20 protein-coding genes are annotated in these 19,103 nt (G+C 67.0%); 10 read left to right on the forward strand and 10 right to left on the reverse strand.

The features are described from left to right. The first annotated feature begins 21 nt into the window (after nucleotides 1-21). Nucleotides 22-1,611 carry an ABC transporter substrate-binding protein gene (locus AC07NY_RS10790; protein WP_494583832.1) on the forward strand — a complete coding sequence of 530 codons (1,590 nt, stop codon included), beginning with the start codon at nucleotides 22-24 and terminating at the stop codon, nucleotides 1,609-1,611. Nucleotides 1,612-1,615: 4 nt separating this feature from the next. On the opposite strand, the gene AC07NY_RS10795 is transcribed toward AC07NY_RS10790, so the two are convergent. Further along, on the reverse strand, nucleotides 1,616-2,491 hold the full coding sequence (locus tag AC07NY_RS10795) for an aldose 1-epimerase family protein (RefSeq protein WP_494583833.1): 876 nt from the start codon (nucleotides 2,489-2,491) through the stop codon (nucleotides 1,616-1,618). Between the two features lie 289 nt (nucleotides 2,492-2,780). Between AC07NY_RS10795 and AC07NY_RS10800 the strand changes: the two genes are divergently transcribed. From AC07NY_RS10800 to dapD, 7 genes are all read left to right on the forward strand, one after another. Next, nucleotides 2,781-3,380, forward strand: a complete 600-nt coding sequence (locus AC07NY_RS10800; protein ID WP_494583834.1) for a nitroreductase family protein — start codon at nucleotides 2,781-2,783, stop codon at nucleotides 3,378-3,380. Between the two features lie 66 nt (nucleotides 3,381-3,446). Continuing rightward, complete coding sequence (locus AC07NY_RS10805) at nucleotides 3,447-4,433, forward strand: TRAP transporter substrate-binding protein (protein ID WP_494583835.1); 987 nt, start codon at nucleotides 3,447-3,449, stop codon at nucleotides 4,431-4,433. Nucleotides 4,434-4,456: 23 nt separating this feature from the next. Further along, nucleotides 4,457-5,236, forward strand: a complete 780-nt coding sequence (locus tag AC07NY_RS10810) for a VOC family protein (RefSeq protein WP_494583836.1) — start codon at nucleotides 4,457-4,459, stop codon at nucleotides 5,234-5,236. Between the two features lie 157 nt (nucleotides 5,237-5,393). Continuing rightward, the gene (locus AC07NY_RS10815; RefSeq protein WP_492287483.1) at nucleotides 5,394-5,678 is read left to right on the forward strand and encodes a hypothetical protein; all 285 of its coding nucleotides are present in this window, start codon (nucleotides 5,394-5,396) and stop codon (nucleotides 5,676-5,678) included. Nucleotides 5,679-5,733: 55 nt separating this feature from the next. Next, on the forward strand, nucleotides 5,734-5,985 hold the full coding sequence (locus AC07NY_RS10820; protein ID WP_494583837.1) for a hypothetical protein: 252 nt from the start codon (nucleotides 5,734-5,736) through the stop codon (nucleotides 5,983-5,985). A 53-nt stretch (nucleotides 5,986-6,038) separates the two neighbouring features. After that, complete coding sequence (gene cobF, locus AC07NY_RS10825) at nucleotides 6,039-6,797, forward strand: precorrin-6A synthase (deacetylating) (RefSeq protein WP_494583838.1); 759 nt, start codon at nucleotides 6,039-6,041, stop codon at nucleotides 6,795-6,797. 61 nt (nucleotides 6,798-6,858) lie between these two features. Further along, nucleotides 6,859-7,701 (forward strand): 2,3,4,5-tetrahydropyridine-2,6-dicarboxylate N-succinyltransferase, encoded by an 843-nt coding sequence (gene dapD, locus AC07NY_RS10830; RefSeq protein WP_494583839.1) that lies wholly within the window; start codon nucleotides 6,859-6,861, stop codon nucleotides 7,699-7,701. A 95-nt stretch (nucleotides 7,702-7,796) separates the two neighbouring features. Here the strand turns inward: dapD and AC07NY_RS10835 are convergent, their stop codons facing one another. The 3 genes from AC07NY_RS10835 to AC07NY_RS10845 form a co-directional block, all read right to left on the reverse strand. Continuing rightward, the gene (locus AC07NY_RS10835; protein WP_494583840.1) at nucleotides 7,797-8,357 is read right to left on the reverse strand and encodes a DUF1269 domain-containing protein; all 561 of its coding nucleotides are present in this window, start codon (nucleotides 8,355-8,357) and stop codon (nucleotides 7,797-7,799) included. 94 nt (nucleotides 8,358-8,451) lie between these two features. Then, nucleotides 8,452-9,945, reverse strand: a complete 1,494-nt coding sequence (locus AC07NY_RS10840) for an MDR family MFS transporter (protein ID WP_494583841.1) — start codon at nucleotides 9,943-9,945, stop codon at nucleotides 8,452-8,454. Nucleotides 9,946-10,056: 111 nt separating this feature from the next. Then, entirely contained in the window at nucleotides 10,057-10,509 is a 453-nt protein-coding gene (locus AC07NY_RS10845) for a MarR family winged helix-turn-helix transcriptional regulator (protein WP_494583842.1), read from the reverse strand. A 132-nt stretch (nucleotides 10,510-10,641) separates the two neighbouring features. On the opposite strand from AC07NY_RS10845, the gene AC07NY_RS10850 reads away from it, so the two are divergent. Continuing rightward, nucleotides 10,642-11,172, forward strand: coding sequence for an isochorismatase family protein (locus AC07NY_RS10850; protein ID WP_494583843.1), 531 nt, complete (start codon nucleotides 10,642-10,644; stop codon nucleotides 11,170-11,172). 13 nt (nucleotides 11,173-11,185) lie between these two features. On the opposite strand, the gene AC07NY_RS10855 is transcribed toward AC07NY_RS10850, so the two are convergent. From AC07NY_RS10855 to AC07NY_RS10875, 5 genes are all read right to left on the reverse strand, one after another. Continuing rightward, entirely contained in the window at nucleotides 11,186-12,178 is a 993-nt protein-coding gene (locus AC07NY_RS10855; protein ID WP_492287491.1) for a branched-chain amino acid ABC transporter permease, read from the reverse strand. Between the two features lie 22 nt (nucleotides 12,179-12,200). Next, nucleotides 12,201-13,088 carry a branched-chain amino acid ABC transporter permease gene (locus tag AC07NY_RS10860; protein WP_492287492.1) on the reverse strand — a complete coding sequence of 296 codons (888 nt, stop codon included), beginning with the start codon at nucleotides 13,086-13,088 and terminating at the stop codon, nucleotides 12,201-12,203. 174 nt (nucleotides 13,089-13,262) lie between these two features. Then, complete coding sequence (locus AC07NY_RS10865) at nucleotides 13,263-14,465, reverse strand: ABC transporter substrate-binding protein (RefSeq protein ID WP_492287493.1); 1,203 nt, start codon at nucleotides 14,463-14,465, stop codon at nucleotides 13,263-13,265. A gap of 60 nt (nucleotides 14,466-14,525) precedes the next feature. Further along, nucleotides 14,526-15,272, reverse strand: a complete 747-nt coding sequence (locus AC07NY_RS10870) for an ABC transporter ATP-binding protein (RefSeq protein WP_494583844.1) — start codon at nucleotides 15,270-15,272, stop codon at nucleotides 14,526-14,528. Beyond that, nucleotides 15,259-16,029 carry an ABC transporter ATP-binding protein gene (locus tag AC07NY_RS10875; protein WP_492287495.1) on the reverse strand — a complete coding sequence of 257 codons (771 nt, stop codon included), beginning with the start codon at nucleotides 16,027-16,029 and terminating at the stop codon, nucleotides 15,259-15,261. The genes AC07NY_RS10870 and AC07NY_RS10875 overlap by 14 nt, the downstream gene beginning before the upstream one ends. 441 nt (nucleotides 16,030-16,470) lie before the next feature. Between AC07NY_RS10875 and AC07NY_RS10880 the strand changes: the two genes are divergently transcribed. Beyond that, nucleotides 16,471-18,081 carry a caspase family protein gene (locus AC07NY_RS10880; RefSeq protein WP_494583845.1) on the forward strand — a complete coding sequence of 537 codons (1,611 nt, stop codon included), beginning with the start codon at nucleotides 16,471-16,473 and terminating at the stop codon, nucleotides 18,079-18,081. A 59-nt stretch (nucleotides 18,082-18,140) separates the two neighbouring features. On the opposite strand, the gene AC07NY_RS10885 is transcribed toward AC07NY_RS10880, so the two are convergent. Continuing rightward, the gene (locus AC07NY_RS10885; protein ID WP_494583846.1) at nucleotides 18,141-19,064 is read right to left on the reverse strand and encodes a LysR family transcriptional regulator; all 924 of its coding nucleotides are present in this window, start codon (nucleotides 19,062-19,064) and stop codon (nucleotides 18,141-18,143) included. Between the last annotated feature and the right edge of the window lie 39 nt (nucleotides 19,065-19,103).

Consider the following 19,103-nt stretch of genomic DNA (forward strand, 5'->3'; position numbering starts at 1 on the left):
GACGAAGGAGGAGAACGCCTGATGCAACTGTCCCGTTTCACCGCCGCGCTGCTGCTGTCGGCGGCCGCGTTCCTGCCACTTCAGGCATCGGCGCAGTCGCAGCCGGCCTCGAGCCGCGTCCTGCGCGTCGCGCCGCATGCGGATTTGAAGACGCTCGATCCGGTCGCCGCCTCCATCGTCATCACCCGCATGCACGGGCTGATGATCTACGAGACGCTCTTCGCCTGGGATTCGAACCTCCAGCCGAAACCGCAGATGGTCGAGAGCTTCGAGACCTCGGCCGACAAACTGACCTGGACCTTCAAGCTCCGCCCCGGCCAGAAATTCCATGATGGCCAGCCGGTGACGACGAAGGACGTCATCGCCTCGCTCGCCCGCTGGATGAAGCGCGACACGATTGGCGGCAAGCTCGCCGAATATACCGATGGGATGGAGGTGGTGGACGACGCCACCTTCCGCCTCAAGCTGAAGCGGCCGATGGCGCTGGTGCCTTTCGCGCTGGGTTCCGCCGTCGGCCAGATCCCGGTGATCATGCGCGAGTCCGACGCCAAGTCCGATCCGATGAAGCCGATCACCGAGACGATCGGCTCCGGCCCGTTCAAGTTCAATCGCGAGGACTGGCGCAGCGGTTCGAAGGTCGTCTACGACCGCAATCCCGATTACGTCCCGCGTTCGGAGCCGGCTGACGGGCTCGCCGGCGGGCGCGTCGTCAAGGTCGATCGCGTCGAATGGCAGATCATGCCGGATGCGGCGACCGCTGCCGCCGCGCTCCAGACCGGCGAGATCGATATCTGGGAGCAGCCGAGCCAGGACCTGATCCCGGTCATCTCGACCAACAAGCAGGTCAAGGTCGATCGCTATTCCAATCTTGCCAATCAGGTCATGCTGCGGCCGAACCATCTCCACCCGCCCTTCGACAACCCGAAGGCCAGGCTCGCCTTGGCCTATGCGACCGAGCAGGCTGATTTTCTCGCGGCCGGCTTCGGCGACGAGGAATGGTGGAAGCGCTGCAACGCCTATTTCATCTGCGGCGGTCCCAACGGCATCGAGACCGGGAGCGAGGGCTATGCCAAGCCCAATCTCGACAAGGCGCGCGAGCTCCTGAAGGAGAGCGGCTACAAGGGCGAGAAGCTCGTACTGTCGACCAGCAACGACATCGCCCCGATCGGCCGCATGGCCGAGGTCGCGGCGGCTTCGCTGAAGAAGGTCGGCTTCAATGTCGATGTCCAGTTCGCCGACTGGGGCGCCGTCACCACGCGCCAGCAGAACAAGAGCACGCCGGATCAGGGCGGCTGGAACCTCTTCGTCACCTATGCCTCGGGCGCGACCATGCAGTCGCCCCTGACCAATATCGGCACCAACATGGCCTGCGAGCGCGCCTGGGCCGGCTGGCCTTGCGATGCCGAGGCCGAGAAGCTGCGCGGCGCCTTCGTCGATGCGCCCGACGATGCCAGCCGCAAGCTGGCACTGGAGGCCTTGCATAAGCGCCTGACCGAAATGCAGCCCTATCGCGTCCTCGGCCAGTTCGACCAGCCCTATGCCCGGCGCACCAATATTGCCGGCGTGCTGGCGGCCCCGGTCATGCTGTTCTGGAACATCGAGAAGAAGTGACGCGCTAGAGCGTCGCGCGCCACACGAAATCGCGGCTCTCGCCCGGCGCCAATCTGAGGATGCCGGGCTTGTCAGCGATTTCGCCCTGCCAGCCGGCCGGACTCGCCATGCCGTACCAGGGCTCGATGCACAGGAACGGCGCGCCTGATGGCTTCGACCAGATGCCGAGATCCTTGTAGCCCTCCCAGCTCACGGTCAGGGCGCGGTTCTCGCGCCCTGACGCGTCCAACGCCGCGAAGCGCACCGAGCTGTTGGCGGTATCGGGGATCACGATCGCATCGTTGACGAAGAGGCGCTCGTCGAGATCGAGCTCCTTGCCCTCGAAGGGCAGGGGTATCGGCGCCGTCAGCAGGCCGGCTTCGACGCCGAGGCCCAGACCTGGCTCCACCTGCGGGAAGGTCAGGCGATGCGCCTGTTTCGCGGCGCCCTCGGTCAGCGGCCAGAGAAAGGCCGGATGCGCGCCGACACCGCAGATCAGGGGCACCTCGGCTGGATTGCTGACCCGCGAGGTCACGGTCAGCGTGTCGCCTGCGACCGCGTAGATCATCTGCAGCACGAACTTGAATGGGTAGATCGCCAGCGTCTCCGGGCTCTCCCGCAGCTCCAGCACGGCTCGATCCGCGCTGCGCTCGATCCATGTGAACAGGCTGTCGCGGGCGAAGCCATGCTGGGTCAGGCGGTAGGAGCGTCCTTGATGGATCAGCGTGTCGTCGGTCAGACGCCCGACCATCGGGAACAGCACCGGCGCATGGCGCGGCCAGTCTGGCCCACCGTTCCAGAGTGCCGGCCCGTTCGCATCGGACAGCGCGATCAGTTCGCCGCCTTGCGCCCGCACGGTCGCGCGTAAGCTGTCGGAAGCAATCGCATGGGTCTCGCTCATCATCGTCTCCGTCGGCAGCTCTTCCCGGATAGCCGATCGGCCCCTGCGAAATCCACCGCGTCGAATGCCGGCCCGATATGACATGCGTTTCACGCGCGAATGGCTGGCGTAATCGCGGCAGTCATGCGGCAGAGGTATTTGCCCATCAGGTAATCAAAATCAGCAAGGCTTTGCAGAAACTGGTCTTTCTAGAGAATTCCCGTTCCTTGACGGGCAGGCCTGCGATGCCGATCCTGCCGCGACCATCGCGCGGCTTTCGCCGCTGCAAGCCACGCCGTCAGGACCATCGATGACCGTTACCGCCAATAGCCGCACTGCCGACCACGCCATCGACCCGCTCTTCCTGGAGCGCTGGTCGCCGCGCGCCTTCACCGACGAGATCATCTCCGAGGGCGAGTTGGAGGTGCTGTTCGAGGCGGCCCGCTGGGCCCCGTCCTCCTACAATTCGCAGCCTTGGCGCTTCATCTATGCCCGGCGCGGCACCGATCATTGGCCGGCGCTGCTCGGCCTGCTCGGCGAGTTCAACCAGTCTTGGGCGAAGAATGCCGCCGCGCTCGTCTTCGTGGTCTCCAAGGAGACGATGGCGGTTCCGGGCAAGGCCGAAGAGGTGCCGTCCTATACCCATTCCTTCGATGCCGGCGCCGCCTGGGCCAATCTCGCTCTGCAGGCGGTGCGTATCGGCTGGCAGGCGCATGGCATGGCCGGCTTCGACCATGCGCGGGCGCCGCAGGCGCTGAAGCTGCCGGCCGGCTATCGCGTCGAGGCCGCCGTCGCCATCGGCAAGCCTGGCGACAAGGCGCAGTTGCCGGAGGCCTTGCAGGCGCGCGAGACGCCGAGCCAGCGCAGCCCTATCGGCGCCACCGTCTTCGAAGGCGTCTTCTCCGGTTGAGCGATGGCCTCTTGCAGCGGGGCGCGTTTCGCGCGATCCCGCTGTATCCGCCGAAGGAGGCAAGCCTTGCTGATCACCCGCCGCCAGTTCGCCGCCGGTTCGCTCGCCGCGCCCGCCATCCTGAAGGGCAGCTTGGCCTCCGCCGCCGGCCGATCCCTGACCGTCGCCTCGCTGCTGGGCGAGGACAAGCCGGAGACGAAGATTTGGCGGCGCATCGCCGATATCCTCAACCGTACGGCGCCCGGCCGCTTCGAGCTGCGGGTCGTGCCCAATGCCGCGCTGGGCGGTGAGAAGGAGGTGGCCGAGGGCCTGCGGCTCGGCTCGATCCAGGCGGCGCTGTCGACCGTGTCCTCGCTCTCGGCCTGGGTTCCGGCCGGGCAGATCCTCGACTTGCCCTTCCTGTTCCGCGACCGGGGTCATCTGGCGCGGACATTGGCCGGGCCGCTGGGTGGTGCGCTGAAGGAGCTCTATCAGGCGCAGGGCTTCGTCGTGCCCGGCTTCATCAATTACGGCGCGCGCCATCTCCTGGCGAAGGAGCCGCTCACCACCCCCGCCTCGGTCAGGGGCAAGCGCATCCGCGTCATCCAGAGCCCGCTTCATACCGCGCTCTGGTCGAGCTTCGGCGCTCATCCGACCCCGATCCCGATCCCCGAAACCTATAACGCGCTGAAGACCGGTGTGGTCGACTGCATGGACCTGACCAAGTCGGCCTATGTCGGTTTCCGCCTGCACGAGGTCGTGCCGGTGCTGATCGAGACCGGTCATATCTGGGCGAGCGGCGTCGTCATGTTCGCCGCACCCTTCTGGAAGGGCCTGGCACCGCAGGACCGCGAGGCGCTCACGGCAGCCGTGACAGAGAGCATCGCCTATTTCGACGAACTGATCCTGGCCGATGAGGAGGCATCGATGGCGCGGGCCCAGGCCGAGGGCGGCAAGGTCGTGCCGGCCGAGGATCGTCCGGGCTGGCAGGACGGCGCGCGCAGGGTCTGGGAAAGCTTCGCGCCGCAGCTCGGCGGCATGTCGGGCATCGAGGCCATCGCGCAGAGCCGCTGAGATCAGCATCGGGAACCAGATTCATGCCGCTTTCGATCGACCATATCGTCATCGCCGTCGCCGATCTCGACGCAGCTATCCGCGATTACACGGCGCTCGGCTTCACCGTGCTGCCCGGCGGCGAGCATCCGCGCGGCTCGCGCAATGCGCTGGTCGTGTTCGCGGACGGCGCCTATCTTGAGATCATCGCCTTCCCCCGCCCGCTGCCGGAATACCGCTGGTGGCAGGTGCTGGACCGTGCCGGCCCCGGCCTCGTCGACTATGCCGTGCTGCCGGATGATCTCGATGCCGATCTCGCCCGAGCGCGAGCCGCCGGCATCGTCATGGATGGCCCGATCGACGGCGGCCGGCTCCAGCCGGACGGCACGCGCATCGCCTGGCGCTCGGCTCGCCCGCCCGAGCCCGACATCCCCTTCCTCTGCACCGATGTCACGGACCGCAGCCTGCGCGTTCCCGAGGGACCGGGCCGTCGCCATGCCAATGGCGTGACCGGCGTCGCCGGCGTCACCGTGGTCGTGCAGGACCTCGCGACGTCTGTTGCCCGCTATCACGCCCTGCTCGGGCGCGAGCCGGTTGCCGTCGGCGGCGTTCCCGGCCTCGGCTTTGGGCTCGCGCAGTTCCGCATCGGCCGGCAGACGCTGTCCCTGGCCGAGCCGCGTGGCCCGGCCGCGGCCAGCATCAGTGAGCATCTCGTCCGCCGCGGGCAGGGCGCCCATGCCATTTCCTTCTACGGTCCCGACGATGCCCGTCTTGACGACGGGCTCGCTCATGGCGCTCGCCTGGAAATCATCCGCGACCTCTAGCCGCTGGCGGCGTCATGATGCGGTCACGCATGCAGGCGAGAGTGACCCGTTACCTTAAAATAGTTCTATTTACGTAGTAATAACAAGAGCTTGCATAGAATCGTCGGCGCGCCTATCTCTCCCTCGCGATCAGTGAATCAGCCGACGGAGAAACCGAATGGGTGGCGTCACCGAGGTCGATGTCGCAGCCGCGATCGGCCGCATCGACGAGATCATCATCCGCGAGATCGTCCGCACCGGGGCGAGCCGGCCGGAACTGCGCCGGGCGCTCGCGCTGGCCAAGGGGCCGGGCGATCTCGACGCCGATGCGGCCCTGCCGCCGCGCATGCAGCGCCTTGTCGACCTGCTTGCCGTGACCTTGCCCGAGCAGGGGCCCAAACCCTTGCAAGGGCCACAGCGCCGCCGCCATGCCGCCATCAAGGGCATCGAACGTGCAGCCTGATCAGGGGAGCGCTGAATCGCTGGAGACCGCCCGGGCCGAGATTCGGCAAGCGGTCATGACAGCTTTTTGCGCCGCGCTCCACGATACTCGCCTGCCGCCACGCGCCCTGCTCGAACTCGCGGCGGCGGCGGTCGGCTCGGTCTATAGAGAGGTGGCGGATGCTCATTGCGGTGACCAGCCATGCCCTTGCGGCTGGCATCCGCGCCTCCAGGCGGATCTGGAGGCGCTTCAGGCGGCGCTGGCGCTGAACGCGACGCCGGCGCTACAGGCTGATCTCGCCCGGATGGCCGTGCTCGGCCGGGCCTGATCTCGCATTCCGCTCACAGGGCATGCTAAGCCGTCGCAAACCGGCGGAGCGGCATGCGCAACATCCTCATCATCGGCATCGGGGCCGGCAATCCCGATCACATGACGGTCGAGGCGATCGAGGCGCTGAACCGCGCCGATATCCTGTTCATCCCCGACAAGGGCGAGGAGAAGGCCGCGCTCCGGGACCTGCGCGAGGCGATCTGCGCCCGCTTCATCCGCAAGCCCGGCTACCGCACGGTTCCCGTCGAAATCCCGCGCCGCGCCGAAGCCGGCAGTGACTATCATGGCGTTGTCGACGACTGGCACGAGCGCATCGCCACCCGCTATCGCGCCCTGTTCGAAGCCGAATTGGAGGACGGCCAGACCGGTGCGCTTTTGGTCTGGGGCGATCCGGCCCTCTACGATTCCACCTTGCGCATCATGGAGCGTGTCGCCGCCTCGGGCTTCGATCTCGACTGGCAGGTCTATCCCGGCATCAGCAGCGTCCAGGTCTTGGCCGCGCGCCACCGCATTCCGCTCAACACGATCGGCGCGCCGATCCTGATCACCACGGGCCGTCGGCTGTCGGCTGGCTTTCCGGCCGATCAGGACAGCGTCGTCGTCATGCTCGACGGCGAGCAGACCTTCACGAAGGTCGACCCCGCCGGGCTGGACATCTACTGGGGCGCCTATCTCGGCACGCCCGACGAAATCCTGCGCGGCGGCCCGCTGACCGAACTCTCCGCCGAGATCGCCGAGGTCAGGGCGCAGGCCCGTGCCCGGCATGGCTGGATCATGGATACCTATCTGCTGCGCCGCCGTTCGGCTTGACGCCGCCGCCTGCATCCGCCATCGCTCGCCCCGATCTTTCTGGAAGCGCCGGAGCCACCTGATGTCCCTCGCCGATCTCAACCAGACCATCGACGCCGCCTGGGAAAGCCGGGCCGAGATCGGCGTCCAGACCAAAGGCGCCGTTCGCGAAGCCGTCGAGCAGGCGATCGAGATGCTCGATGCCGGCCAGGTCCGCGTCGCCGAGAAGCAGGGTGCCGACTGGATCGTGCATCAGTGGCTCAAGAAGGCGGTGCTGCTCTCCTTCCGCCTGACCGACAACGTCATCATGGCGAATGGTCCGGGCGAGGCCGTGTTCTGGGACAAGGTGCCGTCGAAGTTCGAGGGCTGGGGCGAGAACCGTTTCCGCGCCGCCGGCTTCCGTGTTGTGCCGCCGGCTGCGGCGCGCAAGGGCTCCTTCATCGCGTCCGGCGTCGTGCTGATGCCGTCCTTCGTCAATATCGGCGCCTATGTCGACAGCGGCACCATGGTCGATACCTGGGCGACGGTCGGTTCCTGCGCCCAGATTGGCAAGAACGTGCATCTCTCGGGCGGCGTCGGCATCGGCGGCGTGCTCGAGCCGCTGCAGGCCAACCCGACCATCATCGAGGACAACTGCTTCATCGGCGCCCGCTCCGAGGTCGTCGAGGGTGTGATCGTCGGCGAGGGCTCGGTGCTCTCGATGGGCGTCTTCATCTCGGCCTCGACCAAGATCGTCGACCGCGCCACCGGCCAGGTCCATGTCGGCAAGGTGCCGCCCTATTCGGTCGTGGTGCCGGGCTCGCTGCCGGGCAAGCCCTTCCCGGACGGTACGCCGGGCCCGGCGCTCTCCTGCGCCGTCATCGTCAAGACGGTCGACGCGCAGACGCGCTCCAAGACCGGCATCAACGAATTGCTGCGGGACTGATTATTCCAGCCGTCATTCTCGGGCGCGCGCAGCGTGACCCGAGAATCTCTTTCAGGAGATGCTCGGGTCAAGCCCGAGCATGACGCATTTGATGGTCAACCGACCGGCGTCGGCGCGCCCGTGCCCTGCGGATAGGGTTCCGGCGGATTCTGCGTCGCCGGCTCCGCGCCGTGCGCGTCGGCCAGCGCATCGCGCAGCTTCTGCTCCTGCGAGCGGTCGAGCGAGGTCTTGAGCACGGTGCCGCCGGTGCCGCGGATCGCCTCCAGCACCTTGTCGCCGGTCACCTTGGTGACCAGCACGAACAACGCCGCATTGCCGGGCTGCAGGCTGCCGGCGAGATCCTTCATGAATGCGTCGTCGACGCCGTAATCGGTCAGCGCCCCGCCGAGCGCTCCGGAGGCAGCACCCAGAGCTGCGCCGAAGATCGGCATCAGGAAGATCGCGCCGATCAGCAACCCCCAGAACGAGCCGGAGACCGCGCCCATCGCGGTCGTGTTCAAGAGCTGGTTCAGCTTCACCTTGCCGCCCTCGTGCATCACCGCGATCGCGGCATCGCCGATCTCGATCAGGTATTCCTTCTGCAGGCCGATCAGCTTCTGGCGCATCTCCTCGGCGCGAGCCTCGGTCGCATAGACGATGACGACGAGATCGGACATGGCGGAACTCCTGGCTAGCGGATGCTGGCAAGCTGGCCCGGACGGATGACGGGCTCATGGCAACGCGCAGCCGGTCGCGCCGGTTCCGTTTCCCCTATTCGCCGCCGATCGCCTTGGCCGCCTCGACTGCCCGGCCGCGCAGCGGCAGTTCCTCCATCCGCGCCAGCGAGAGCCAGGCAAGCGCGAAGCCGAGGCTCGCCGCGCCGAAGACATAGCGGAACAGCACGACCATGGTCCCGCGATCGACGGTGCCGAGCTTCAGCGCCTCGGGCGAAAGCTGCGCGCCGGCCCCGCCGACGCCGCCGAGCACGATCGCGCCGAACACCGCGACGATCAGCGCCCCGCCGATCTGGCGAAAGAAATTGGCGACCGCCGTCACCGTGCCGAGCTGATGCGCCTGCACGGCATTCTGGATCGAAACCGTCGCGACGGGCAACAATGTGCCGAAGCCGATGCTGACGATCGCCAGGATGACGCAGAAGGGCAGGAGTGGAATCTGGCCGGAAAAGGCGGCGAGAACGCCTGAGCCCGCCATCGCGACGAACAGCCCGGCCAATGGCACGCGCTTGTAATGGGTGAGTTGCGACATCGCCCGGCCGGAGCTCGTCGCGCCGAGAACGGTGCCGCAGGTCAGCGGCAGCAGGCCGAGGCCGGAATGGGTGGCGCTCAGGCCCATCACCGTTTCGAAATAGAGCGGCAGGTAGATGGTCAGGCCGATGAAGGTCCCCATGCCGAAGCCGGCCGCGACCGTGCCGCGCCGCACGACGCGATTGCCGAAGAGGTCGAGCGGGATCAATGGCTCCGCCGCCCGGCGCAGGCGCCAGGCGAACAGCGCCCAGAGCACGAGCGAGACACCGACGAGGCCGGCGATCTGCGGCGAGCGCCAGGGATAGGCGGTGCCGCCCCAGGACAGGGCGAGCAGCAGCGAGACCGTGCCCAGCGTCATCAGCACGGCGCCGAGCACGTCGAGCTTGTGCGGCCGCTCATGGCGCGGCAACCGCTTCAGCGCCGCGCTCGACATCCAGTAGGCGCCGAGCCCGAGCGGCAGGTTGATCCAGAAGATCACCGACCAGTGCAGCTTCTCCGCGAGGAAGCCGCCGAGAACCGGGCCGAGCAGCGAGGAGGACATGAAGACGCTGGCGAAATAGACCTGATAGCGCCCGCGCTCCTTGGGCGGGACCATGTCGCCGACGATGGTCTGGGCGAGCGCGATCAGCCCGCCACCGCCAAGCCCCTGCACGAAGCGCGCGACGACGAGCAGCCAGAGCGACGGCGCCAAAGCGCAGGCGATCGAGCCGATCACGAAGACGACGATGCCGGCGAGCAGGGTCACGCGCCGGCCATGGATATCGGCGAGCTTGCCGTAGAGCGGCGTCACCGCGGTCGAGGCGAGCAGGTAGATCGTGACGATCCAGGAGAGATGCGTGACGTCGTTGAGCTCGCGCCCCATCGTCGGCAGGGCGGTTGCGACGATGGTCTGGTCGAGCGCGGCCAGGAACATCGCCAGCATGACGCCGATCAGGACCGAGCGGATATCCGCCGGCGTCATGGCTGCGGCCGGGGCGGGAGTGTCGAGCCGCTTGTCCATGGAATTACGATCTTACTTGCGTCTGGGGAATGGCGGGACGGTAACGGCACTGCGGGCCATGCGCCAGAGTCGCATTGATGGAGCGGCCCTGCGGCCTGGGCGGGGCGGGGACTATGGTCGGCCGAGGCTGCGCAGCGTGTCACGCAAGGTTTCCGGCGCGGCATCGGGCATCGCGGCCTCGATGACGGCGTGCGTCTCTTGCCAGATCGGCACGGCTGAGGCGAGCAGCGTCATCCCGGCCTCCGTCAGCGTCAGCAGTCGGCCGCGGCGATCGGCAGGGTCGACCGCGACAGTGACGAGTCCGCGCCGCTGCAATGGCTTCAAGGCGGCGGTGAGCGTCGTCCGGTCCATTGCGAGCAGGTCGGCCACCGGGCCGAGCGAGGCTGGCACCGGGCGGTTCAGCGCCATCATCAGCGAGAACTGGCCGTTGGTCAGCCCGACCGGGCGCAAGGCGTCGTCGAAGCGGCGCGCCAGCACCCGCGCCGCGCGCTGCACATGCAGGCACAGGCAATGGTCGCGCACATGCAGCGTCGTCGTGAAGGGAACGATCTGTTTACCGTCCATCTCATCTGCATGTTGACTGCCGCTGGGCAAGTCAAGCGACGCACGGCCCGAAGATGCCGCGCCTGTTGACGCAGGCGGCTCCTTGAAGCGCTATGCTCTTCTCTTAGACGGACACGAAGAGGAAGGCCGCTCATGCCGCTGCTCAGCGCCGGGAACGCCATGCTGGTTGTCATCGACTTCCAGGCGAAGCTGATGCCCGCGATCCATGACGGCGAGAAAGTGCTGCTCAATGCCGGGCGTCTTGCGGAGGCGGCGCGCCTGCTCGATGTCCCCGCCGTCCTGACGGAGCAGTATCCGCGCGGCCTCGGTGCCACGGTGCCGGAGTTGGCTGGCGTCGCTCCGGCCGTGACCAAGATGAGTTTCGACGCCTGCGGCGAGCCCGCTTTCCTCGAAGCCGTGGCAGGGGATCGCGAACTGGTGATCTGCGGTTGCGAGGCGCATGTCTGCGTCGGCCAGACCGTGCTGACGCTGCTGGAGCATCGCCGCCGCGTCGTCGTGGCCGCCGATGCGATCGGCTCGCGCGTGCCGCTTTCGCGCGAGATCGCTTTGCAGCGCATGGCGAGCCACGGCGCCGAGATCGTCACCACCGAGATGGTGTTGTTCGAGTGGCTGCGGAGCGCCGAGCATCCGCAGTTCCGGACGGTCTCGAAGCTGATCCGTTAGATCGAAGCCGCTCTCAGAGCGGCTTCTTGATCGCCTTGGCGATGACGCCGACGATGCCTTCGCGGAAGAGCAGGACGCAGAGCACGAAGATCACGCCCTGGACGACGGTGACCCAGGCGCCGAGCGTCGCGAGATAGTTCTGCATCGCGACGATGACGATGGCGCCGACGATCGGCCCGAAGACGGTGCCGAGCCCGCCGACCAGCGTCATCAGCACGACCTCGCCGGACATGGTCCAGTAGACGTCGGTGAGCGAGGCGAGCTGGAAGACGATCGCCTTGGTCGCGCCGGCAAGGCCCGCCAGCGTCGCCGAGAGCACGAAGACCATCAGCTTGTACTGGTTGGCGCGGTAGCCGAGCGAGATGGCGCGGGGCTCGTTGTCGCGGATCGCCTTGCAGACCTGGCCGAAGGGCGAGTGGATGACGCGGTAGATCAGCAGGAGCCCGCCCAGGAAGATCGCGGCGACGAGCCAGTAGAGCGCGCGGTCGTCGGCGAGGCTGATCAGGCCGAGGAACTTGCCGCGCGGCACGGCCTGGATGCCGTCCTCGCCGCCGGTGAAGCGCGGCGTCTGCAGCGAGAAGAAGAACACCATCTGGGCGAGCGCCAGCGTGATCATCGCGAAATAGATGCCCTGGCGGCGGATGGCGAGCGCGCCGAAGACGAGGCCGAGGACCGCGCTGACGGCGGTGCCGAGCAGGATCGCGAGCTCCGGCGTCAGGCCCCAGTGCTTGGCGGTGTAGGCGCAGACATAGCTCGCCATGCCGAAATAGGCGGCGTGGCCAAAGGAGAGCAGGCCGCCATAGCCAAGCAGCAGGTTGAAGGCGAGCGCGAACAGCGCGAAGCACAGCACCTTCATCACGAAGACGGGGTAGGCGACGAAGGGCGCGACCACGAGCACCGCGGCGATGGCGATGAACAGGTTGCGGTGCAGGCGCGCCGTGCTGTCGTCGGTCTCGCTGAGGGCGAGGCCGCTGGCGGATGTGTCGGTCGAGGCAAGGTCGGTCATGTCTTCAGTCCTTGCTTGCGCGTCAGGCCGCGCGGCCGAACAGGCCGGCCGGCTTCACCAGCAGCACCAGCACCATGATCACGAAGATCACGGTCGCGGCGCCCTCCGGGTAGAATACCTTGGTCAGGCCCTCGATCAGGCCGAGCGAGAAGCCGGTGACGATGGCGCCCATGATCGAGCCCATGCCGCCGATCACGACGACCGCGAAGACGACGATGATCAGGTCGCCGCCCATGTTCGGGTTGACCGAGTAGATCGGCGCGGCAAGCACGCCGGCGAAGGCGGCGAGCGCAACGCCGAAGCCATAGGTCAGCGTCACCAGCAGCGGCACGTTGATGCCGAAGGCCTGGGTCAGGGTCGGGTTCTCGGTCGCGGCCCGCAGATAGGCGCCGAGCTTGGTCTTCTCGATCAGGAACCAGGTGCCCAGGCAGACGATGAGCGAGGCAACGATCACCCAGGCCCGGTAGTTGGGCAGGAACATGAAGCCGAGATTCTGGCCGCCGGTCAGCTGCGGCGGGATGGCGTAGGGCAGGCCGGAGGAGCCGTACTGGTTGCGGAACACGCCCTGGATGATCAGCGCCAGGCCGAAGGTCAGCAGCAGGCCGTAGAGATGGTCGAGATGGGCGATGCGCTTCAGCAGCAATCGTTCGACCGCGACGCCGGTCGCGCCGACGATGATCGGCGCCAGCAGCAGGGCGGCCCAGTAGTTGAGGCCGAGATAGTTCAGGCACATCCAGGCGACGAAGGCGCCCATCATGTACTGCGCGCCATGCGTGAAGTTGATGATGTTGAGCAGCCCGAAGATCACCGCCAGCCCGAGGCTGAGGATGGCGTAGAACGAGCCGTTGATCAGGCCGAGAAGGACCTGACCGAACAGCGCTTGCGGCGGGACTCCGAGAAGTTCGAACATGCGGGGCTCAGATCATCTGGTGGGTGGGCATTGGAACCTCTTCGTCATCCCGGCCAAGCGAAGCGCCGAGCCGGGATCCATCGTAGAGTTCCGGAGCCCTCCGATGGATCCCGGGTCGACCTGCGGTCGCCCGGGATGACGGCGGAGGACTTCTAGGCGGCGTTCAGCCGCGGTTTACTTGACGAGCGAGCAGCCGGTCTCGGCCAGCGGCTGGAAGGCCTGCTCGGCCGGCAGCACCGAGACCTGCTTGTAGTAGTCCCAGGGACCCTTCGACTCCGAGGGTTTCTTGACCTCGTAGAGATACATGTCGTGCATCTTGCGGCCGTTGGGACGGATCGAGCCCTTGCCGAACAGCGGATCGTCCGTCGGCAGTTCCTTCATCTTGGCGACGACGGCGGCCGCATCCTTGCTCTTGGTCGCCTCGACCGCCTTGAGATAGTGCAACAGCCCGGAATAGACGCCGGCCTGGACCATGGTCGGCTTCTTGCCGTTATTGAGCTTGGCGAAGCGGTCCGACCAGGCGCGGGTGCCGTCATCGCGATCCCAGTAGAACGACTCGGTCAGCACGAGGCCCTGCGCCGCCTGCAGGCCGAGCGAGTGCACGTCGGTCAGGAACACGAGCAGGCCCGCGAGCTTCTGGCCGCCGGCGACGATGCCGAATTCGCCCGCCTGCTTGATCGCGTTGGTGGTGTCGCTGCCGGCGTTCGCAAGGCCGATGACCTTGGCCTTGGAGGCCTGGGCCTGCAGCAGGAAGGACGAGAAGTCGGTGCCCGGGAACGGGGTGCGGACGGCGCCGACCACCTTGCCGCCGTTCTTGGTGACGGTGGCGCTGGCGTCGCGCTCCAGAGCATGGCCGAAGGCGTAGTCCGCGGTCATGAAGAACCAGCTGTCGCCGCCGGCCTTCACCATCGCGCCGCCCGTGCCCTGCGCCAGCGCGTAGGTGTCGTAGGTCCAGTGGATGGTGTTGGGGCTGCAGGCCTTGCCGGAGAGGTCCGAGGTGCCGGCGCCCGAATTGATATGGACCTTGTTCTTCTCCTTGGTGATCTGGCTGACCGCCAGTGCGACCGAGGAGGTCGGCACGTCGAGGATCAGGTCGACGCCGTCCTGGTCGTACCACTGCCGGGTGATGGTCGAGCCGACATCGGGCTTGTTCTGGTGGTCGGCCGAGACGATCTCGACCTTGATGCCCTTCTCGGCTGCCTTGAAGTCCTCGACCGCCATGCGCGCCGCGATCACCGAGCCCTCGCCGGCGAGGTCGGCATAGAGGCCCGAGCGGTCGTTCAGCACACCGGCCTTGACCGTGATCTGCTGCGCGAATGCCGGCGCCGCCATCAGGGTGGCGAGCGCCGTGGTCGCGAGAATCGTCTTCAGCTTCATGATCGTTCTCCCTCTGTCGATACCGGGCGAGCCGGTGCTGTTCTGGTGGATCGCGCTGCTTCAGACGCCGAGATAGCGATGCAGCTTGTCGATATTGGCGTCGAGCTCGGCATTCGGGATCATGTCGATCACCTTGCCTTGCTCGACCACATAGTGTCGGTCCGCGACCGTCTGGGCGAAGCGGAAGTTCTGCTCGACCAGGATGATGGTGAAGCCCTTTTGCTTGAGCATGCGGATGGTGGCACCGATCTGGTCGATGATGACGGGTGCGAGACCTTCGGTCGGCTCGTCGAGCAGCAGCAGGTTGGCGCCGGTGCGCAGGATGCGGCCGATCGCCAGCATCTGCTGCTCGCCGCCGGAGAGCTTGGTGCCCTGGCTCTTCAGCCGCTCCTTGAGGTTGGGGAAGAGCGTGAAGATCTGCTCGACCGGCAGGCCGCCCGGCTTCACCTGCGGCGGCAGCATCAGGTTCTCCTCGACCGAGAGGGTCGAGTAGATGCCCCGCTCCTCCGGCACGAAGCCGATGCCGAGCCTTGCGATCGAGCGCGAGGGCAGGGCGATCGTCTCCTTGCCCTCCAGCATGACCGAGCCCTTGCGCTTAGCCAGCACGCCCATGATCGATTTCAGCGTCGTGGTCTTGCCGGCGCCATTGCGGCCGAGCAGCGTCACCACCTCGCCGGGGGCGACGTCGAAATCGATGCCGTGCAGGACATGGCTCTCGCCATACCAGGCCTCGAGCCCGCGCACCTTGAGCAGCGCGGCGGTGCCGGTGGCGGCCACGGGGGGCTTCAGCGCTTCAGTGGTGGCCATGGCCGACTCCCGAGCCGATATAGGCCTCGACCACGCGCGGGTCCTTCGAGACGGTGGCGTAGTCGCCCTCCGCCAGCACCTGGCCGCGCGCCAGCACGGTGATGCGGTCCGAGAGCGAGGCGACGACCGAGAGATTGTGCTCGACCATCAGGATGGTGCGGTTCTTCGAGACCTTGCGGATCAGCGCTTCGATGCGCTCGACATCCTCGCGGCCCATGCCGGCCATCGGCTCGTCGAGCAGCAGCATCTCCGGATCGAGCGCCAGCGTCGTCGCGATCTCAAGCGCACGCTTGCGGCCGTAGCTGAGCTCGCCCGCGGTCAGGCCGAGGAACGGGGTCAGGCCGACCGCATCGACCAGGGCCGCCGCTTCCGCGTCGAGCTCCTTCAGCGACCGCTCCGAGCGCCAGAAATCGAACGAATCACCGCGCTTGCGCCGCTGCAGCGCGATTCGGACATTGGTCAGCACCGAGAGCTGCGGGAACACGGCGGAGATCTGGAAGGAGCGTACCAGCCCGAGCCTCGCGATCTCGGCCGGCTTCTCGCGGGTGATGTCGCGACCGTTATAGACGATCGCGCCGCGCGTCGGTGCGAGGAACTTGGTCAGCAGATTGAAGCAGGTCGTCTTGCCGGCGCCGTTCGGTCCGATCAGCGCGTGAATAGAGCCACGGCGCACGCTGAGGTCAACGCCGTTCACAGCTGTAAAGCCGGCAAATTCTTTTGTAAGACCTGATGTCGAAAGAATAGTATCCTCAGGCATGCCGGTTGCCAGCCTTCATCAGCTTTATCTTTCTTGCTTGTGCGGTTCCCCTTGCATGTCATGCTGCACCGCGCTCCGGGCATAAGTCAACGCTGGCGGGTTTCAAAGCGGTCTTGGCAGACGCGCTCTCATCCCTTCGTCTTATGCCGCTCGCCTCATGCGATTGAAGGACGCGGGCGCCCTCGTAACGCTTCAATGCTCGCGCTCGGGCGTGTGATCGCGGGAAAGGATTTGAACCCGCATTGCTGCTCGCGCGACGAAGAGACGTTCCGGTTTACCATCGGAGCGTGTTGCGGTAAAAAAGACGGCCATCTTTCGTCCATATTGCCGCCGTGTTTTTTGATCGTGCGCTGCGCCGACCGTTGCGGGCGGGCAGCCGATTGCCGAATTGGGGAGGTTGTCGTGAATTTCGCGTCTCTGGTTCCAGGGTTCCGTGCCCGAATGGCTGTCGCCTTTGCGCTGGTGCTCTCAGCGGTGGCGCTGGCCTCTCCCGGCTTTGCGGCCGTGCCCGAGCGGCGGGTCGCCCTCGTCATCGGCAACAGCGCCTATACGGCGGTGCCGCCGCTCGCCAATCCGCAGCGCGATGCCAAGGGCATTTCCGCCGCGTTGAAGCGTCTCGGCTTCGACGTGGTCGAGGGCTACGACCTCAAGATGGACGAGATGACGGGCATCGTGCGCGAGTTCGCGCAGAAGCTCGACGGCGCCAAGGCCGGTCTCGTCTATTATGCCGGCCACGGCATTGCCGTCGGCGACGAAAACTACCTCATCCCCGTCGACGCCTCGCTGCGCTCCGAAGCCGATCTCGATTTCCGGGCGGTGAACGTCCAGCTCGTGCTGCGCCAGATGCAGCGCGACGAGCGCGTCAACATCGTCATCCTCGACGCCTGCCGCGACAATCCCTTCGCTGCCCAGCTCGCCGCGAAGTCGCGCGCCGTCACCCGCGGCCTGACCGCGATCGAGACGCAGTCGGCCTCGGGCATCCTGATCGCCTTCGCCACCGATCCGCGTGCAACCGCGCTCGACGGCGAGCGTGACGGCAACAGCCCCTTCACCAGCGCGCTGCTCAAGCATATCGAGACGCCGGAAGTGTCGATCACCACGGTGATGGACCGCGTGCGCGCCGATGTCTGGGAGACCACGGGCAAGAAGCAGAAGCCCTGGACCAATTCCTCGATCATCGGCGAGTTCAAGATGAACCCGACGCTGAAGCTCGCCTCCGTCGATCCGGGTGTCGCTGCGACCAAGACCATCGACGCGGCCGTGCCGATGCCGGCGATGCCGGCCGCCCCGTCGCTTGATCGCGCCCAGATCGACATCAAGACCTGGGAAGTCGCAGAGCGCGGCAACTCGGCCGCAGATTACCGCGCCTATCTCGACGCCTTCCCGTCGGGCCAGTTCGCGACCTTCGCGCGCAACCGCCTCGCCAGCCTCGACGCGGCGAAGCCTGCGAGCGGTTTCCTCGCGACGCCTCCCGGCGTCAATGACGAGGCGCTCAAGAAGGAAATCGGCACGGCGCAGACCGAGACCGCGATGAAGCTGGACAATGCCGGCCGGCGCGAGGTGCAGACCCGCCTGCGCGTCAGCGGCTTCCAGCCCGGCAAGGCCGCGACGAATTTCGGCCCGAGTCAGCGCAAGGCGATCCAGGCCTGGCAGAAGTCGCGCAGCATCCCGGAGACCGGCTTCCTGACCGCGATGCAGGTCAGCGCGCTGCGCAGCCAGAGCGAGACCGCCTATCAGGCCGTCCTCGCCGAGGAGAAGGCTGCGGCCGAGAAGAAGCGCAGCACCAAGACGGCCGGCGAAGGCAAGGCCGCCACCCGCAACGTCAACTCCTATGACGGCGACGAGATGTATCGGCGCGACCTCGCCCGCGAGCGCGGCCAGGCCTACCAGGGTACGACCACGACCCCGCGCCGCGGCACGACCAGCACGGGCTATCAGGGCCGTGTCCGGACGCGTGAAGGCGACTCCGGTGACAGCGCTGGCGCGGCGATCTTCGGCGGCATCGTCGGCGGCGTGCTCGGTGGCGCGATCGGCGGCGGCTTCCGGCGCTGACGGATCGCTCTCCGTTCCCATGATCTGGAAGGCCGGCCCTCGGGCCGGCCTTTCTCGTTTCAGCCGTCACCAAGCTCTGGCTTGGCGCAGAGCCGTTTGAGCGCCGTGGCGAAGGTCCGCGCCGCAGGGCCGAGCGGCGCGTCCAGCCGGTGCCCGATATAGGCCTCGGCCGGAAGCCCACCGCGCCGGCCGAGCACGCTCGTCTCGACACGCACCAGCCGGCCGCTGGCGAGGTCCTCCGCCGCGAGCCAGTTCGGCAGCCGGCCCCAGCCCAGCCCTGCCCGGATCATCGCATGCTTGATGTCCTGCCCGCCGACGCGGCAGGTCCACGGCGAGATCACGCCGATATCGCGCTGGTCGGTCAGCGGCGAGCGGTCGAACTGGACGATCTGGAGATGGTCGGCGAGCGCCGCTGCATCGAGCAGCCGCTCATTTGTTCGCCCCAGCGGATGGTGCGGCGCTGCCACCGCGATCATCGCGATCGATGTCAGCGCCTCGATGGCGATGCGCGGATCGCGAAAGCTTTCGCCGACGATGACCGAGACCTGGCTGCGTTGCTCGATCAGCGCCGTGATCGGGCCGCCCAAGGCCTCGGCCGAAAGCCGGATCGCGACGGACGGATAGGCCAGGCTCACCTCCGCCAGCGCCGCGCCGACCAGCAAGGGCGGGAACAGCACGTCGATCGTCACGGACAATTCCAGCTCGACGCCCTCGCGCAAACCCCGCGCCCGGGCCCGCATCGCATCGACGCGCAGCAGCACGTCGCGCACATTCGCGAGCAGGGCCCGGCCTTCCGGCGTCGGCACCGGCCGGTGGCCGGAGCGATCGAACAGCCTGACGCCGAGTTCGTCTTCCAGCTTGGCGATGGCATGGCTGACAGCCGACTGCACGCGGCCGAGTTCCTTCGCGGCGGCGCGGAAGCTGCCGCTATCGCAGACCGCGAGGAACATCCGCATCTGGTCGAGGGAGAGATTGTCGAGCATGATCGATCCTATAGATCGTTTCGATGAGAATTATCTCAC

The organism is Allobosea sp. GW821-FHT09G06 (assembly GCF_059416005.1).

Excerpts from the sequence above, each read along its gene's own strand:
- AC07NY_RS10790 (WP_494583832.1), top strand. The coding sequence starts at position 22 with ATGCAACTGTCCCGTTTCACCGCCGCGCTGCTGCTGTCGGCGGCCGCG.
- AC07NY_RS10795 (WP_494583833.1), bottom strand. The coding sequence starts at position 2,491 with ATGAGCGAGACCCATGCGATTGCTTCCGACAGCTTACGCGCGACCGTG.
- AC07NY_RS10800 (WP_494583834.1), top strand. The coding sequence starts at position 2,781 with ATGACCGTTACCGCCAATAGCCGCACTGCCGACCACGCCATCGACCCG.
- AC07NY_RS10810 (WP_494583836.1), top strand. The coding sequence starts at position 4,457 with ATGCCGCTTTCGATCGACCATATCGTCATCGCCGTCGCCGATCTCGAC.
- AC07NY_RS10815 (WP_492287483.1), top strand. The coding sequence starts at position 5,394 with ATGGGTGGCGTCACCGAGGTCGATGTCGCAGCCGCGATCGGCCGCATC.
- AC07NY_RS10820 (WP_494583837.1), top strand. The coding sequence starts at position 5,734 with ATGACAGCTTTTTGCGCCGCGCTCCACGATACTCGCCTGCCGCCACGC.
- cobF (WP_494583838.1), top strand. The coding sequence starts at position 6,039 with ATGCGCAACATCCTCATCATCGGCATCGGGGCCGGCAATCCCGATCAC.
- dapD (WP_494583839.1), top strand. The coding sequence starts at position 6,859 with ATGTCCCTCGCCGATCTCAACCAGACCATCGACGCCGCCTGGGAAAGC.
- AC07NY_RS10835 (WP_494583840.1), bottom strand. The coding sequence starts at position 8,357 with ATGTCCGATCTCGTCGTCATCGTCTATGCGACCGAGGCTCGCGCCGAG.
- AC07NY_RS10840 (WP_494583841.1), bottom strand. The coding sequence starts at position 9,945 with ATGGACAAGCGGCTCGACACTCCCGCCCCGGCCGCAGCCATGACGCCG.
- AC07NY_RS10845 (WP_494583842.1), bottom strand. The coding sequence starts at position 10,509 with ATGGACGGTAAACAGATCGTTCCCTTCACGACGACGCTGCATGTGCGC.
- AC07NY_RS10850 (WP_494583843.1), top strand. The coding sequence starts at position 10,642 with ATGCCGCTGCTCAGCGCCGGGAACGCCATGCTGGTTGTCATCGACTTC.
- AC07NY_RS10855 (WP_492287491.1), bottom strand. The coding sequence starts at position 12,178 with ATGACCGACCTTGCCTCGACCGACACATCCGCCAGCGGCCTCGCCCTC.
- AC07NY_RS10860 (WP_492287492.1), bottom strand. The coding sequence starts at position 13,088 with ATGTTCGAACTTCTCGGAGTCCCGCCGCAAGCGCTGTTCGGTCAGGTC.
- AC07NY_RS10865 (WP_492287493.1), bottom strand. The coding sequence starts at position 14,465 with ATGAAGCTGAAGACGATTCTCGCGACCACGGCGCTCGCCACCCTGATG.
- AC07NY_RS10870 (WP_494583844.1), bottom strand. The coding sequence starts at position 15,272 with ATGGCCACCACTGAAGCGCTGAAGCCCCCCGTGGCCGCCACCGGCACC.
- AC07NY_RS10875 (WP_492287495.1), bottom strand. The coding sequence starts at position 16,029 with ATGCCTGAGGATACTATTCTTTCGACATCAGGTCTTACAAAAGAATTT.
- AC07NY_RS10880 (WP_494583845.1), top strand. The coding sequence starts at position 16,471 with ATGGCTGTCGCCTTTGCGCTGGTGCTCTCAGCGGTGGCGCTGGCCTCT.
- AC07NY_RS10885 (WP_494583846.1), bottom strand. The coding sequence starts at position 19,064 with ATGCTCGACAATCTCTCCCTCGACCAGATGCGGATGTTCCTCGCGGTC.